Genomic DNA, 16,848 nt, shown 5'->3' with positions numbered 1-16,848 from the left:
TGATTTGACCTTGTCATTGACTGAAACCGAAACTGGTCTGATTGGTGAGCTGGAATATGTCACCGATTTATTCGACACCGTAACTGTTGAACGCATAGCCGGTTATTTCAACAATGTGCTGACCGCCATGGTGGCAGATGAAACACAGCGGATTGCCACGTTGCCAATGCTGCCCGCATCAGAACGGCAACAATTGCTGGTGGACTTCAATGCCACTCAGGTGGACTTCCCACAAGACGCGTTGATCCACCAGCAGTTTGAAGCACAGGCAGCACGGTGTCCTCAAGCGACCGCCGTTGTTTTTGGGGAACAAACGATCAGCTATGGTGAGTTAAACCGCCGTGCCAATCAGTTAGCCCATTACCTGATTGCGCTGGGCGTGCGTCCGGATGATCGAATCGCCATCTGTGTCGAACGCAGTTTGGAGATGGTGGTGGGATTACTGGGTATTCTTAAGGCTGGGGCAGCTTATGTGCCGCTCGATCCGGCCTATCCAGCCGAACGGCTGGCCTATATGTTGGATGATGCTTCTCCCGTGGCGTTGCTTACCCAAGTGTCGTTAGTTGGGACACTCAGCAGCGACCTGCCTACCGTGCTGCTTGACACCGTCTCTCTCGATACCTGCGCAATCAGTGATCCTGATGCCTGTGCACTGGGGTTAACTTCACACCATCTGGCCTATGTTATCTACACCTCTGGCTCCACGGGTCAGCCCAAAGGCGTGATGGTTGAGCACCGTGGGCTGTACAACCTCACTCAGGCACAAATTGAGGCATTCCATATCACAGCCAATACCCGTCTATTGCAATTTGCTTCTTTCAGCTTTGATGCCTGTATCTCTGAAATTGCTACTACACTGTGCCAAGGAGCCTGTCTTGTCCTGGCATCCCGTGAAGCGCTATTACCCGGTGAAGCGCTGATGAATACCTTGAAAACTCAGGCGATCACGCATGTCACCCTACCCCCCGTGGCCGCCAGTGCCTTAACGCCGGATGCTGAATTACCCAACCTGACCACTCTGGTGCTGGCCGGTGAGGCTTGCCCATCGTCGTTGATCAAGCGTTGGGCAACAGACCAGCGGATCATTATCAATGCTTATGGGCCGACGGAATCCACTGTCTGTGCGACTCTCACCCCATGTGATCCCCAGGATGAAAGAGTCCCACCGATAGGCCGGCCTATCGCGAATACGCAAATTTATATTCTGGATACACAAGGTCAACCCGTTCCGCTTGGTGTGACGGGCGAAATTTATATTGGCGGGTTGGGTATTGCCCGCGGTTATCTGAATCGCCCTGAACTCACCGTTGAACGCTTCCTGGCCGATCCGTTCTCTTCACAGCCCGATGCCCGCATGTACAAAACTGGCGATCTCGGCCGTTGGCTGCCCGACGGCAATATCGAATACCTCGGCCGCAATGATTTTCAGGTCAAGTTGCGCGGCTTCCGTATCGAACTGGGGGAAATCGAGGCACGGCTCATGCAGTGTCACGGTGTGCGTGAGGCGGTAGTGCTGGCCCGCGAAGATGAGCCCGGCCAGAAACGGTTGGTTGCTTATCTGCGGCCGCTGGAGGGAATTGAACCAGTCCCCACTGAACTACGCCAGCAACTCGCTCAATACCTCGCTGACTATATGCTACCCAGCGCCTTTGTCATTTTAGAGACTTTCCCGCTCACCCCTAACGGTAAACTCGACCGTCAGGCCTTGCCTGCTCCTGATTTATCGGCGGTTGCCACACGCAGCTATGAAGCCCCCATTGGTGAGACAGAAATCGCCTTAGCCCAAATCTGGCAAAGACTCCTGGGGTTGAAACAGGTCAGCCGCCATGACCATTTCTTTGAACTTGGCGGCCATTCGCTGATGATTGTCAGTCTGATCGAAGAGCTGCGCAAGCTGGGCTGGCAACTTGATGTTCGCAGTGTTTTTGTTGCCCCGATCCTCGTTGATATGGCACAAGTTATCCAGCGGGAGGCCAGCATATTTGTCGTACCACCTAATCGTATCCCCAAAGATTGTACGTCTATCACGCCCGATATGCTGCCTTTAATCGCGCTCTCCCAAGTTGAGATTGATACCCTCGTTGAGCAGATCCCCGGGGGTGCAGACAATGTACAGGATATCTATCCACTGGCGCCGTTACAGGAAGGCATCCTGTTCCATCATCTGCTACAAACCCAGGGGGATAATTATCTGCAACAAAGCTTACTCGCTTTCGATACCCGTGATCGTCTCGACAGCTTCCTGAAAGCCTTGCAGCAGGTTATCAACCGCCATGATATCCTGCGCACGGCAATTTATTGGCAAGGACTGGAACAGCCGGTGCAGGTGGTCTGGCGCCAAGCACAACTGACTCTCCGTGAATTCCCCGCTGCGACGACGGACGATATTCCAGCACAATTACTGGCTCACACCGATCCCCGCCAGTACCGCATCAATTTGAACCAGGCGCCCCTCTTTGCCACCGATATCGCCCATGATCCGGCACAAGATGAATGGTTACTGGCACTCCGCTTCCATCATCTGGTCAGTGACCATCTGACACTGGAGCTGATTTTTGCGGAAATTGCGCTTATCTTGCAGGCAAAGTCAGAGAAGTTGCCACCGATATCGCCTTACCGCAACTTTATTGCCCAAACCTTGAATACGCCAACCACCGAGCATGAAGCTTATTTCCGCGCCCAACTGGCGGATATTGACGAACCCACTGCGCCGTTTGGGGTACTGAATGTCAAAATTGGCAACGACCTTGTCACTAAAGCGCATCTCGCTATCGCACCGGATCTGGCTAAAGCCATTCGTACGCAGGCGCGTCGTTTTGGTGTCAGCCCCAGTGTGTTGTTCCATATTGCGTGGGCGCAGGTGCTGGCACAGACCAGCGGCCGCGATGACGTGGTGTTTGGTTCCGTACTACTGGGCCGTCTGCAAGGCGGTGCGGGAGCGGATCAAATACTGGGGATGTTTATCAATACCCTGCCCTTGCGTATTTCTCTGGACGGGCGCACGGTACAAGACATTGTGCAGGAAACCTACCACAACCTGACCGCCTTGCTGGAGCATGAGCAAGCCCCATTAGTGTTGGCACAACAGTGCAGTGGCGTGGAGCAACCCATGCCGCTGTTTAGCACCTTACTGAATTATCGTCACAGCTTTTCGAATGGAACGGAAGCAGGGGAAACCGAGGCGGTTGAGAACACTTGGGCAGGTATACGTGTTTTGTCGGCAGAAGAGCGGACTAATTATCCTATCTCCTTATCAATCGATGATTTAGGGGAGGATTTCCAATTAACGGCTCTGACCATCACTGAAATTGTGCCAGAACAAATCAACGCCTATCTGGCGACGGCTATCAGCGGCTTGATAGATGCCCTAATTCACAATCCGCAACAAGCGATCCGGGATATTTCCATCTTACCGGCAGCAGAGCAGCAACAAGTGCTGACCGATTTCAACGCCACCCAAGTTGATTTCCCACAAGCAACGTTGATTCACCAACTCATTGAGGCACAGGCCGCACAGCATCCCGATACCCTTGCTGTCATCTACGAAGACCAGACACTGAGTTATGGTGAATTAAACCATCGCGCCAATCAGTTGGCCCATTATCTGATTGCGCTGGGCGTGCGGCCGGATGATCGGGTCGCCCTCTGTACTGAGCGCAGTTTGGAAATGGTGGTTGGCTTACTGGCTGTCCTCAAAGCCGGCGGCGCTTATGTGCCACTCGATCCCGCTTATCCGGCTGAACGGTTGGTCTATATGCTGGACGATGCCGCCCCCGTGGCTTTATTGACCCAATCAGGGCTGGCTCAGTCAGAATGGCTCACTCAGATTGATACCTTGCCAACCCTCTTGCTGGATGACCATGAACCGCGCCTGGCACTACAATCCGCTGATAATCCAGATGCACAAACACTGGGTTTGGCATCACACCATCTGGCTTATGTTATTTATACTTCTGGTTCAACCGGGCAACCGAAAGGGGTGATGATTGAACACCAAAGCCTGTGCAATTTGATAGCCACCCAGCAACATACCCTGTCACTCACCACCGACAGTCGCGTCTTACAGTTTGCCTCAAACAGCTTCGATGCCAGTGTCTGGGAATGTTGTATGGCTTTAATGGCGGGTGCTCGTCTCTATCTGGCCAAACGAACCCATTTGTTGCCGGGAGCCATACTGTCCAGTTACTTAACAGACCAGGCCATCAGCCATGTTCTCTTGTCACCGACTGCGTTGGCTGCAATGGATTCCCTGCCCAATACCTTGCAAACCCTACTGGTAGGGGGAGAGGCTTGTCCGCCAACCCTGGTCAAACGCTGGTCACCCGGGCGGCAAATGCTTAATGCCTATGGGCCAACGGAAACCACGATCTGTGCCACACTCTACCCTTGTACCTCTTCCGATGAGAGTGCAACAGATAATCCGCCACCGATTGGCCGCCCGATCGCCAATACCCGAATTTATATTCTGGATGCACACGGCCAGCCCGTTCCTCGTGGTGTGGCAGGAGAAATTTATATTGCCGGTGCCGGTGTGGCGCGTGGTTATCTGAACCGACCTGAACTCACCGCCGAGCGCTTCCTGCCCGATCCGTTCTCTTCGCAACCCGATGACCGCATGTACAAAACCGGCGATCTCGGCCGCTGGCTGCCCGATGGCAATATTGAATACCTTGGCCGTAATGATTTTCAGGTCAAGCTGCGTGGCTTCCGTATCGAACTGGGGGAAATTGAAACCCGACTCAGCCAATGTGATGGTGTGCGCGAAGCAATTGTGTTGGCGCGCGAAGATGAACCCGGCCAGAAACGGCTGGTCGCTTACCTGTTACCGCAGGAAGGGGTTGAATTAGCGCCGGCGGAGCTGCGCCAGCAACTCGCCCAACATCTTGCTGACTATATGTTGCCCAGTGCCTTTGTCACGCTCACGGATTTCCCCCTGACCCCCAATGGCAAACTTGACCGTCAGGCCCTGCCTGCGCCGGATCTGGCGGCTGTGGTCACCCAAGGTTACGAACCGCCACAAGGTGGAATAGAAACCGCGTTGGCGCAAATCTGGCAAGACCTGCTAGGACTGGAGCGTGTCAGTCGCTACGACCACTTCTTCGAACTCGGCGGCCACTCGCTGATGGTCGTCAGACTGATAACCCGCATACAAGACAGATTCTTGGTCAATATCCCTCTGACAGCGTTATTCACCTCCCCCACATTAATCGAGCAAGCCAACGTCATTCTCTCAGCGCAAATGAATGTCGTAGGGGGAAACGAACTTGAGTCCATCCAAGACGATCTTGACTCACTGTCAGCAGAAGAATTGATGGCCATTTTAAGCGGGAAAGAGACCCGTGGAGGCAGTAAATAATGACGAAGATCAATATGAATATCGATGAGTTGAAACGTGCGGTTCTGGAGAAAAAACTTGAAGAACAACTGAAAGCCCGCGAGGGGCAACAGCAACCGGCATTCATTAAACCCACGGACAGGCATCAACCCCTGCCACTTTCTTTTGCCCAGCAGCGGCTGTGGTTTATCAGCCAGCTCGATCCGGCAGCCAGCCAGGCTTATCATCTGCCAGTGTCATTACGCCTCACTGGCCAGCTAAACTACCCTGTGCTGAAAGCAGCACTGGATCGCCTGATTGCCCGTCATGAAAGCCTGCGTACCCGTTTTGTTCTGGTAGCAGGCCAGCCCCGCCAGCATATCGATCCGGCTGATATCGGTTTTGCCCTGTCCTGCCACGACCTGCGCCCGATCGATCCCGTCTTGCGTACCCAGCGTGTTGCCGAACTCGCCAATAGCGAGGCACAGGCGCCCTTCGATTTTGCCCAAGGCCCGCTGATCCGTGGCCAACTGCTGCAACTGGCCGACGACGAGCATGTGCTGTTGCTGACCCTGCATCACATTATCACTGACGGCTGGTCTGTCGGTGTGTTGGTGCAAGAACTGGTCACCTTTTACCGTGCAGCCCTTGACGGCCAGCCTGATCCTTTGCCTCCCCTGCCGATCCAGTATGCTGATTATGCGGTCTGGCAACAGGAGCAGTTACAAGGCATGGCCTTCACTAAACAACGTGATTTCTGGTGCACCCAGCTTGCTGACGCGCCGGCCTTACTCACCCTCCCAACCGACCGGCCACGTCCGGCAGTACAAACCTATGCGGGCAACCAAGTGCCAGTGCACATTGATGCAAACTTATTGGCTTCACTGAAGGAACTTGGACAGCGTCATCATACTACCTTGTTTATGACGGTGCTCAGTGCCTGGAGTCTGGTACTGGCTCGGCTTAGTGGGCAGAATGATATTGTTATTGGCACCCCCGTCGCTAACCGTCCACACCAGGAACTGGAAGGGTTGATGGGATTCTTTGTTAATACGCTGGCCTTACGCATTACCTTCAATGATGATCTCAGTGTGGCCGATTTACTGGCCCAGGTGCGGGAGCGGGCGCTGGCCGCCTATAGCCATCAGGATCTGCCCTTCGAGCAGGTGGTAGAAGCGCTCCAGCCGGAACGCAGTTTAAGCTACAATCCGCTCTTTCAGGTGATGCTGGCCTTAAACAACACCCCAGCCCAAGAGTTGACCCTGCCGGGGTTGCAACTGACGACGATTACCCAGAAGCATTATAGTGCACATTTTGACTTAACCTTATCACTGAGTGAAACCGAGACCGGTCTGGTTGGTGAGCTGGAATATGCCACCGATTTATTCGATGCCGCTACCGTTGAGCGGATAGCTGGTTATTTCAACAACGTGCTGGCTGCAATAGTGGCGGATGACACCCAACGCATTGCCACGTTGCCCCTGCTGCCCACCCCAGAACGGCAACAACTGCTGGTGGATTTTAATGCCACTCAGGCCGATTTCCCGCAAAACGCGTTGATCCACTCGCTGTTTGAAGCACAAGCGGCGCAGCATCCCGACCGCATTGCGGTCACCTATGAAAACCAGACCCTGAGCTACAGTGAGTTAAATCATCGTGCTAACCAGTTGGCCCATTACTTGATGACTGTCGGCGTGCGGCCGGATGATCGGGTGGCGATGTGTGCTGAACGCAGTCTGGACGCCATCGTGGGCTTGCTGGGCATCCTTAAGGCCGGTGGCGCCTATGTGCCGCTCGATCCAACTTATCCCACCGACCGGCTGGCTTATATGCTGGACGATGCCGCCCCGGTGGTGTTACTCACCCAGACCGCACAATACGATAGATTGCGTGACAGCGTCACTGCAACGGTGCCTATCATCATGCTTGATGCGCAGGAAGCGTTACTGGAAACCCAGCCAACGCACAATCCGCAAACCCAGACATTGGGGCTGACATCACGCCATCTGGCTTATGTGATTTACACCTCCGGCTCGACGGGACAACCCAAAGGCGTGATGGTCGAACATCGCAATGTCCTGCGTCTTATCATTAACAGTGGCTTTGCTGAGATTGGCCCTGACGACTGTATTGCCCATTGCGCCAATGTTTCATTTGACGCCGCCACCTGGGAAATATGGGCGGGGCTGGTGCATGGGGCGCGTATTGTGCTTATCCCGGAAAAAGTCTTGCTCCAGCCCACACAGTTTGGTCAGTGTCTGTCATCGGAAGGGGTCACTGCCCTGTTCCTGACCACCGCTTTGTTTAACCAATACGCGGAACTCATTGGGCCATCCCTCTCTGGCTTACGCTATGTCCTGTTCGGCGGTGAGCAGGCGGATAACCGCCCGGCTATTCGTCTCAGAACCGAACATCCCCCCAAATACTTACTGCATGTGTATGGGCCAACCGAGACAACCACGTTTGCCACCGCCTATGAAATTCCTGTTATGGAAGACGAGGACGTTGAAGGTAAAAGCAGAAAAATCCCCATAGGGCGCCCCATCGCAAATACCCAAATTTATATTTTGGATACGCAGGGGCAACCCGTTCCTATCGGGGTAGCAGGTGAAATTTATATTGCCGGTGACGGCATAGCCCGCGGTTACCTCAATCGCCCTGAACTGACTGCCGAACGCTTCCTGCCCGATCCGTTTTCCTCGCAATCCGATGCCCGCATGTACAAAACCGGCGACCTGGCTCGCTGGCTGCCCGATGGCAATATTGAATACCTTGGCCGCAATGACTTTCAGGTCAAGTTACGGGGCTTCCGTATCGAACTGGGGGAAATCGAAGCCAGGCTCACCCAATGTGACGGCGTACGCGAAGCGGTCGTGCTGGCGCGCGAAGATGAACCCGGCCAGAAACGGCTGGTGGCCTATCTGCGGCCACAAGAGGGGATTGAACTGGTGCCGGCTGAACTGCGCCAGCAACTGACCCAGCATCTTGCTGAATACATGTTACCCAGTGCGTTTGTCATGTTAGACACGTTCCCGCTCACCCCCAATGGAAAACTTAACCGTCAGGCGCTGCCGGCACCGGATTTATCGGCCGTCGTCGCCCGCATCTATGCCGCGCCCGTTGGAGAGAGAGAAATCGCCCTGGCACAGATTTGGCAAAAACTCTTAGATCTGAAACAAGTCAGCCGCCATGACCATTTCTTTGAACTCGGCGGCCATTCGTTGATGATTGTCAACCTGGTTGAAGAACTGCGCAATTTGGGCTGGCTGCTCGATGTCCGCAGCGTGTTCGCCTCTCCTGTCCTCACTGATATGGCCCAGGCTATCCAGCATGACACCCAAGCTTTCGTGGTGCCACCCAACCTGATCCCGGAAGATTGTACGGCCATTACCCCCGATATGCTGCCATTGGTTTCGCTTTCCCAAGCTGAGATCGAGGCCATCGTTGATAGCGTTTCCGGTGGAGCCTGTAATGTACAGGATATTTACCCACTAGCCCCATTGCAGGAAGGGATCCTGTTCCATCATCTGTTACAAACACAGGGAGATAATTATCTGCTGCGAAGTTTACTCGCTTTCGATACCCGTGATCGCCTCGATAGCTTTCTGGCGGCCTTGCAACAGGTTATCAACCGCCATGATATCCTGCGTACCGCTATCTTCTGGCAAGGATTGGAACAACCGGTTCAAGTGGTTTGGCGTCAGGCACAATTGGATATCAAGATTTTTACCCCAACTGCTGCGCAAGATGATATTTCAGCACAGTTGCAGGCTTACACCGATCCGCGTCAGCACCGTATCAATCTGAATCATGCCCCACTGTTTATCGCCGATATCGCCCATGATCCGCTACAGGATGAATGGCTGTTGGCCTTGCGTTTCCATCATCTGGTCAGTGACCATCTGACCCTGGAGCTTATTTTAACGGAAATTGCCCAAATCCTACGGGGCAATGCAAAAACACTGCCCACCATGCTGCCCTACCGCAATTTTATTGCCCAAACATTAAGTGTGCCAGTAGCCGAACATGAAGCCTATTTCCGTGATCAACTGGCGGATATTGATGAACCCACCACCCCCTTCGGCATACTCAACGTACCCAGCGATAATAGTGTCATCAACACACACCGTCTCCCGCTTAACCCTACGTTAGCGAAGGCAATTCGCTCTCAAGCGCGTCGGCTGGGAATCAGTCCCAGTGTGTTGTTCCATGTCGCCTGGGCGCAGGTATTGGCCCACACCAGCGGCCGCGATGATGTGGTATTTGGCTCCGTGCTACTGGGTCGACTGCAAGGTGGCGCGGGGGCTGATCGCATACTGGGGATGTTTATCAACACCCTGCCCCTGCGTATCTCTCTGGACGGGCGTTCAGTACAAGACATCGTGCAGGAGACCTACCATAATTTGATCACCTTGCTGGAACATGAACAAGCACCGTTAGTGCTGGCACAGCGTTGCAGTGGCGTGGAACAGCCCATGCCACTGTTCAGCTCCTTGCTCAATTATCGTCATAGTTCCTCTGGCGAAACAGAGGCGGTTGATACCATTTGGACAGGCATACGGACGTTGTCCGCAGAGGAGCGCACTAACTATCCCATCACCCTGTCAGTGGATGATTTAGGGAACGGCTTCCAGCTCACGACGCAGACTGTCAGCGAAATTGCACCAGAACGAATTAATACCTATCTGGCGACCGCCATCAGCGGTTTGATCGATGCCCTGGTTCACAATCCACAACAGCGGATCCGGGATATTCCTATCTTACCAGCAGCAGAACGGCAACAACTGCTCACCGGTTTTAATGCCACTCAAGTTGATTTCCCGCAAGAGACACTGCTCCATCAATTAATTGAAGCACAAGTGGCAAAAACACCCAATGCAACCGCCGTCGTTTGTGGCGATCAGTCTCTCAGCTATGAGGCATTGAACCGTCATGCTAATCGTCTGGCGCATCACCTGATTGAACAGGGTGTCCACCATGACGATCGGATAGCCATTTGTGCCGAACGCAGTCTGGAAATGGTGGTGGGGTTACTGGCTATCCTCAAGGCTGGTGGCGCTTATGTGCCACTCGATCCCGCTTATCCCACTGAGCGTTTGACCTATATGCTGGACGATGCGGCACCGGTGGTTTTACTGACGCAGGCCACGTTATGCGATAAACTTGACAGCACCGTGCCGGTGATCTTGCTGGATAAGATCCTGAATAACCCTGGATCGTTTCTGGCCGCACAACCGGCTGATAATCCAGACGCGCAGGCGCTGGGGCTGACATCCCGTCATCTGGCCTATGTTATCTACACCTCTGGCTCCACGGGGCAGCCCAAAGGCGTGATGAATGAACACCGCGGTGTGGTTAACCGTTTACTCTGGGCACAGGAGACTTACCAATTAACCCCGCACGATCGCGTCTTACAAAAAACGCCGTTTAGTTTTGATGTTTCTGTTTGGGAATTCTTCCTTCCCCTGATGTCTGGTGCCCAATTAGTGATGGCTCGTCCCGGCGGCCACCAAGAACCACACTATTTATTGGAAGAGATAGAAAACCGCCACATCACGACGATCCATTTTGTGCCATCCATGTTGCAAATTTTCCTCCATTACATTCCGGCCGGCCGCTGTCTTTCCCTGCGCCAAATTTTATGCAGTGGGGAAGCACTGCCTTATGCCTTGCAACAACACTGTCTGTCCCACTTGCCTCACAGTGCACTGCACAATTTATATGGCCCCACCGAGGCGGCTATTGATGTCACGGCCTGGCAGTGTGTGCCGGATTGCTATATCGGGCACGTGCCGATTGGACAGCCTATTGCCAATATCCAAATCCATATTCTGGATACCCACGGGGAAATCGTTCCAATGGGGGTAGCGGGGGAAATTTATATTGGCGGGGTGGGTGTCGCCCGCGGTTATCTGAATCGCCCTGAACTCACGGCTGAACGCTTCCTGCCCGATCCGTTCTCTTCAAAACCTGATGCCCGTCTGTATAAAACCGGCGACCTCGGCCGCTGGCTGTCCGATGGCAATATCGAATATCTTGGCCGCAATGATTTTCAGGTCAAACTACGGGGCTTCCGCATTGAACTGGGGGAAATCGAAGCCAGACTCAACCAATGTGACGGCGTGCGCGAGGCCGTGGTACTGGCCCGTGAAGATGAGCCAGGCCAGAAACGGCTGGTGGCCTATTTGCGCCCGTTAGAGGGGGCTGAACTGGTTCCGGCTAAACTGCGTCAGCAACTGACTCAGCACCTCGCTGATTATATGCTGCCCAGCGCCTTTGTCACTTTAGAGACTTTCCCGCTCACCCCTAACGGTAAACTCGACCGCCAGGCTCTGCCAGCGCCCGATTTATCGGCGGTTGTTGCTCGCGGCTATGAAGCCCCTGTCGGTGAGACAGAAATCGCCTTAGCCCAAATCTGGCAAAAACTTTTGGGATTGAAACAGGTCAGCCGCCATGACCATTTCTTTGAACTCGGCGGCCATTCACTGATGATTGTCAGCCTAACCGAAGAGCTACGTAAGCTGGGCTGGCAACTCGATATTCGCAGCGTATTCTCCTCACCTGTCCTTACCGATATGGCTCAGGCTATCCAGCGTGAGGTCTGCGCCTTTGTCGTGCCACCCAACCGTATCCCCGAAGATTGTACGGCTATCACGCCCGATATGCTGCCTTTAGTCTCTCTTTCTCAGGCTGAGATCGATACCCTCGTTGAGCAGATCCCCGGTGGCGCAGGCAATGTACAGGATATCTATCCACTGGCTCCCTTGCAGGAAGGTATCCTGTTCCATCATTTGTTACAGGCACAAGGGGATAATTATCTGCTGCAAAGCTTGCTTGCTTTTGATACCCGTGAGCGCCTGAATGCCTTTTTAGCGGCGCTGCAACACGTCATCGATCGGCATGATATCCTGCGCACCGCCGCTTATTGGCAAGATCTGGCACAACCGGTGCAAGTGGTCTGGCGCCAGGCACCACTGATTGTCCATGAGTTCATCCCTGCCTCGGCGGATGACATTCCAGCGCAGTTACTGGCTCACACCGATCCACGCCAGCACCGTACCAATTTGAACCAGGCTCCTCTCTTTACTGCTGATATCGCCCCGAATCCGGCACAAGATGAATGGTTGCTGGCGCTGCGCTTTCATCATCTGGTCAGTGACCATCTGACACTGGAGCTGATTTTGGCGGAAATTACGCTTATCTTGCAAGGCAAGACGGAGAAGCTGCCAACGGTACTGCCTTATCGTAATTTTATCGCCCAAATTTTGAGCACACCCACCACCGACCACGAGGCTTATTTCCGCGCCCAACTGGCTGATATTAATGAACCCACCGCACCCTTTGGGATACTTAAGGTACAAACTGACAACGACCTTATTACCGAGGGCCATCTCTCTATCGCACCGGATCTGGCCAAAGCCATCCGTACTCAGGCACGTCGTTTCGGTGTCAGCCCCAGTGTGTTGTTTCATGTTGCGTGGGCACAAGTGTTAGCACACACCAGCGGCCGGGATGATGTGGTGTTTGGCTCCGTACTTCTGGGACGTTTGCAAGGTGGCGCGGGATCTGACCAAATATTGGGGATGTTTATCAATACCCTGCCCCTGCGTATTTCTCTGGCTGGGCGCACGGTACAAGACATCGTGCAAGATACCTATCACAACCTGACCACCTTGCTGGAGCATGAGCAGTCTCCATTGGTGCTGGCACAACAGTGCAGTGGCGTAGAGTTACCTATGCCGCTGTTCAGCACGTTGTTCAATTATCGTCATGGCCCTTCGAATGAAACGGCAGAGGGTGAAACCGAGGCAGTTGACACTACTTGGGCAGGCATACGTATTTTGACCGCAAAGGAACGCACTAACTATCCCATCACCCTGTCAGTGGATGATTTGGGGAACGGCTTCCAACTCACGGCGCTGACTGTCAGTGAAATTGCACCGGAACGGATCACCACCTATCTGGCGACTGCCATCAGCAGTTTGGTTGATGCCTTAATTCACAACCCACAACAAGCGATCCGGGATATCCCTATCTTACCGGCGGCAGAGCGGCAACAAGTGCTGGCAGATTTCAACACGACTCAAACCGATTTCCCCCAAGAGGCGTTGATCCACCAATTGTTTGAGATGCAAACCGCCCAGCATCCCGAAGCGATTGCCGTTGTCTATGAAGACCAGACACTGAGCTATGGTGAGTTAAACCACCGCGCCAATCAGTTGGCCCATTATCTGATTGCATTGGGCGTGCATCCGGATGATCGGGTCGCCCTCTGTGCCGAGCGCAGCCTGGAGATGGTGGTCGGCTTGCTGGCTATCCTCAAAGCGGGCGGAGCTTATGTGCCACTTGATCCGGCCTACCCGTCCGAACGACTGGCCTATATGCTGGAAGATGCCGCTCCGGTGGCTTTACTGACCCAATCAGGGTTGGTCCAGTCAGAGTGGCTCGTTCAGTTTAACACCCTACCCACCGTCTTGCTGGATAACCCTGAACCGTGCCTGTCAACCCAACCCACCAGCAATCCAGACGCGCAGGCATTGGGTTTAGCATCACACCATCTGGCTTATGTTATTTATACTTCCGGTTCGACCGGTCAACCCAAAGGGGTGATGATTGAACACCAAAGCCTGTGCAACTTAATCACCACCCAGCAACATACGTTGGCACTCACCGTCAACAGTCGCGTTTTACAGTTTGCCTCAAACAGTTTCGATGCCTGTATTTGGGAATCTTGCATGGCCTTAATGGCGGGTGCTCGTCTCTATTTGGCCAAACGGGCTGATCTCTTGCCCGGAACCATACTGTCTCACTACTTAACCGAGCAGGCTATCAGCCATGTTCTCTTGTCACCCACTGCGTTAGCCGCGATGGATTCCCTGCCCGATACCTTGCAAACTTTGCTAGTGGGAGGCGAAGCCTGTCCGCCAACCCTGGTCAAACGCTGGTCACCCGGGCGGCAAATGCTTAATGCCTATGGACCAACGGAAACCACGGTCTGTGCCACACTCTATCCCTGTGTTGCCACCGCAGAGGATAATCCACCACCGATTGGTCGTCCGATCGCCAATACCCGGATTTATATTCTGGATGCACACGGTCAGCCTGTTCCGCGCGGCGTAACGGGGGAAATTTATATTGCCGGTGCCGGTGTGGCGCGCGGTTATCTGAACCGGCCTGAACTCACCGCCGAGCGCTTCCTGACTGATCCCTTCGTTTCGCAACCAGACGCCCGTATGTACAAAACCGGTGACCTCGGCCGCTGGCTACCGGATGGCAATATTGAATACCTTGGCCGCAATGATTTTCAGGTCAAACTACGCGGGTTCCGCATTGAATTGGGAGAAATCGAAGCCAAACTGACGCAATGTGACGGAGTACGTGAGGCGGCGGTGATTGCCCGCGAAGATGAACCCGGCCAAAAACGACTGGTCGCTTACCTGTTACCGCAAGAAGGGAGTGAATTAGTGCCTGTGGAACTGCGCCAGCAACTCGCCCAATATCTTGCCGACTATATGCTGCCCAGTGCCTTTGTTACGTTAGACGCTTTCCCACTCACCCCTAATGGCAAACTCGACCGGCAGGCGTTACCTGTTCCCGATCAGTCCGCTTTCGCGGTGCGGGGCTATGAATCTCCCATTGATAAGACCGAAATCACTTTGGCCAAAATCTGGCAAGATTTACTAGGACTGGAGAGGATTAGCCGTCATGACCATTTCTTTGAGCTTGGTGGACATTCACTGCTCGCGGTACAGTTGTTGAATCACATGCGCGAACAAAATATGCAGGTTTCATTGGCCACCCTGTTCGCCCATCCAACCTTATGTGATCTGGCCTTGACTGTTAAGGAACCATTCGTCATGCCCGTATCCCCATTTGATGAAAATCCTGTCCCACTCAGTCCGGCAGGCACGTTGCGGCCTTTATTCTTAGTGCACGAAACTTCCGGCGATCCCTTGGTATATTCTCCTTTGGCTACCCTGTTACCCCCTGAACTTCCGGTCTACGCCTTACAGGCACTTGGTATTCATACATTGGAACATCCTCCAGAGTCGCTTGAAGCACTTGCCACCTGCCATATTCAGGCCATTCGCCACCTCCAACCACAAGGGCCTTATCGTCTGATGGGCTGGTCGATTGGCGGAGAGATTGCCTATGAAATAGCCCAACAATTAACCCGTGACGGTGAAACAGTCGAGTTTCTCGGTATGATCGATTCCTATAATCATTCCCACCAAGAGAATAGTGTACCCTCAATCACTGTCGAATCCTCGGTAAACGAGGAAGCAAGACGAATAGAACTCATCATTCACACACTGTATACCCAAAAGATGATTGACGATGAGAAAGCGTTGGCAGAGCTGCGCCATTTCAGTAACGTGGAACAGGTACTTAATCACTGTATCGAACGCCAGTGGTTACCGACAGGTATCACACGCGAAGATATTCTTCTGCGTGTCTATACCGCTGAGATAATTTCACAGCTTGGTCGGAGGCATAGCGCGCAAAAATCCGCCTTACCTGTCCACCTCTATACGGCGGAGGAGTTAGTTAACAGCGACAGTTGGCACGGCTGGCATGGCATTGTCGGTCACGATTCAGTGCTCTACCCTATCGGCGGGACGCATTTTTCCATTATGCACCCGCCCCTGCTCAACCAAATCGTGGATTCAATCACTGAAAATTTACCGGATATGCCTTCCTTCGATCCACGGGTTATGATCCAGCAGGGTACGCCATCCGTATCGCCACTCTTTTGCCTGCCGGGTGCCGGTGCTAGCCCGTCCAGCCTGCTCGAACTGGCCCTATCGTTCCCACCACAACTTCCGGTATATGCTTTACAGGCACGTGGGTTCACGATTGAACATCATTCCCCTTACCGCAGTGTTGAAGGCGCGGCTCGTGCCTATATCCAAAATATCCGGCAAATCCAACCTCATGGCCCTTATCACCTGCTAGGCCACTCTTTTGGCGGCTGGATTGCTTTTGAAATCGCCTTGCAATTGCAAGCGGAAGGAGAACAGGTATCTAATCTGATCCTTATCGATACCGATGAGCCTGACCAGCAAGGGAGTGCCCTCAAGTCAGTCGACCGTATTGAGACAATTATGGAGTTGATCGATATCTATAATATGATATTAAATCAGCCGCTTCCGCTCAGCAGGCAAGATTTTGCTAACCTGGCCGCGGATGAACAAATTCAGTATCTGCACAGTGCCCTGATCAAAGCAGGCCTTTTCCCGGCCAAAACACCAGTATCATTGTTGCAAGGGATTGTTCACGTTATGCAGGCTAATCTGAACACCCGTTATATTCCTCGTGATCGTTATGAGGGGCGTGTCCATCTGGTTAATGCCGAGGAAGGCGATAAGGATGAAAGGAGAACTCGTGAAACCCAATGGCGTCTTCTGGTGGCAGAACTCGATACGATCGTTGTGCCCGGCAATCATATGACCCTATTGTCTGCCCCCCATGTCGAGCAATGGGTAACCCGCTTATGGCAGAATATTGAGAAACTTAGTCAGTTGAATGGATGA

Annotated in this window: 2 protein-coding genes (1 of these 2 only partly in view); both read left to right on the top strand. The window is 53.4% G+C overall.

Going from position 1 to position 16,848, the window contains the following annotated elements; translation table 11 throughout:
* A protein-coding gene (locus WDV74_RS07820; protein WP_338885385.1) for a non-ribosomal peptide synthase/polyketide synthase crosses the window boundary here: on the top strand, positions 1 to 5,356 show its final stretch. 17,309 nt of this gene lie to the left of the window's left edge; the window shows 5,356 of its 22,665 coding nt (coding positions 17,310-22,665); the start codon falls outside the window, past its left edge; its stop codon occupies positions 5,354 to 5,356.
* On the top strand, positions 5,356 to 16,848 hold the full coding sequence (locus tag WDV74_RS07815; RefSeq protein ID WP_338885384.1) for an amino acid adenylation domain-containing protein: 11,493 nt from the start codon (positions 5,356 to 5,358) through the stop codon (positions 16,846 to 16,848). Before WDV74_RS07820 ends, WDV74_RS07815 begins: the two co-directional genes overlap by 1 nt.

Origin of the sequence: Xenorhabdus sp. TH1 (assembly GCF_037260955.1) — a bacterium.
Classification (GTDB): Bacteria; Pseudomonadota; Gammaproteobacteria; order Enterobacterales; family Enterobacteriaceae; genus Xenorhabdus; species Xenorhabdus griffiniae.
This window is presented reverse-complemented; position numbering and strand designations above follow the sequence as displayed.

What these genes read in the sequence shown, in the direction of transcription:
- WDV74_RS07815 (WP_338885384.1), top strand. Translation starts at nt 5,356, where the DNA reads ATGACGAAGATCAATATGAATATCGATGAGTTGAAACGTGCGGTTCTG.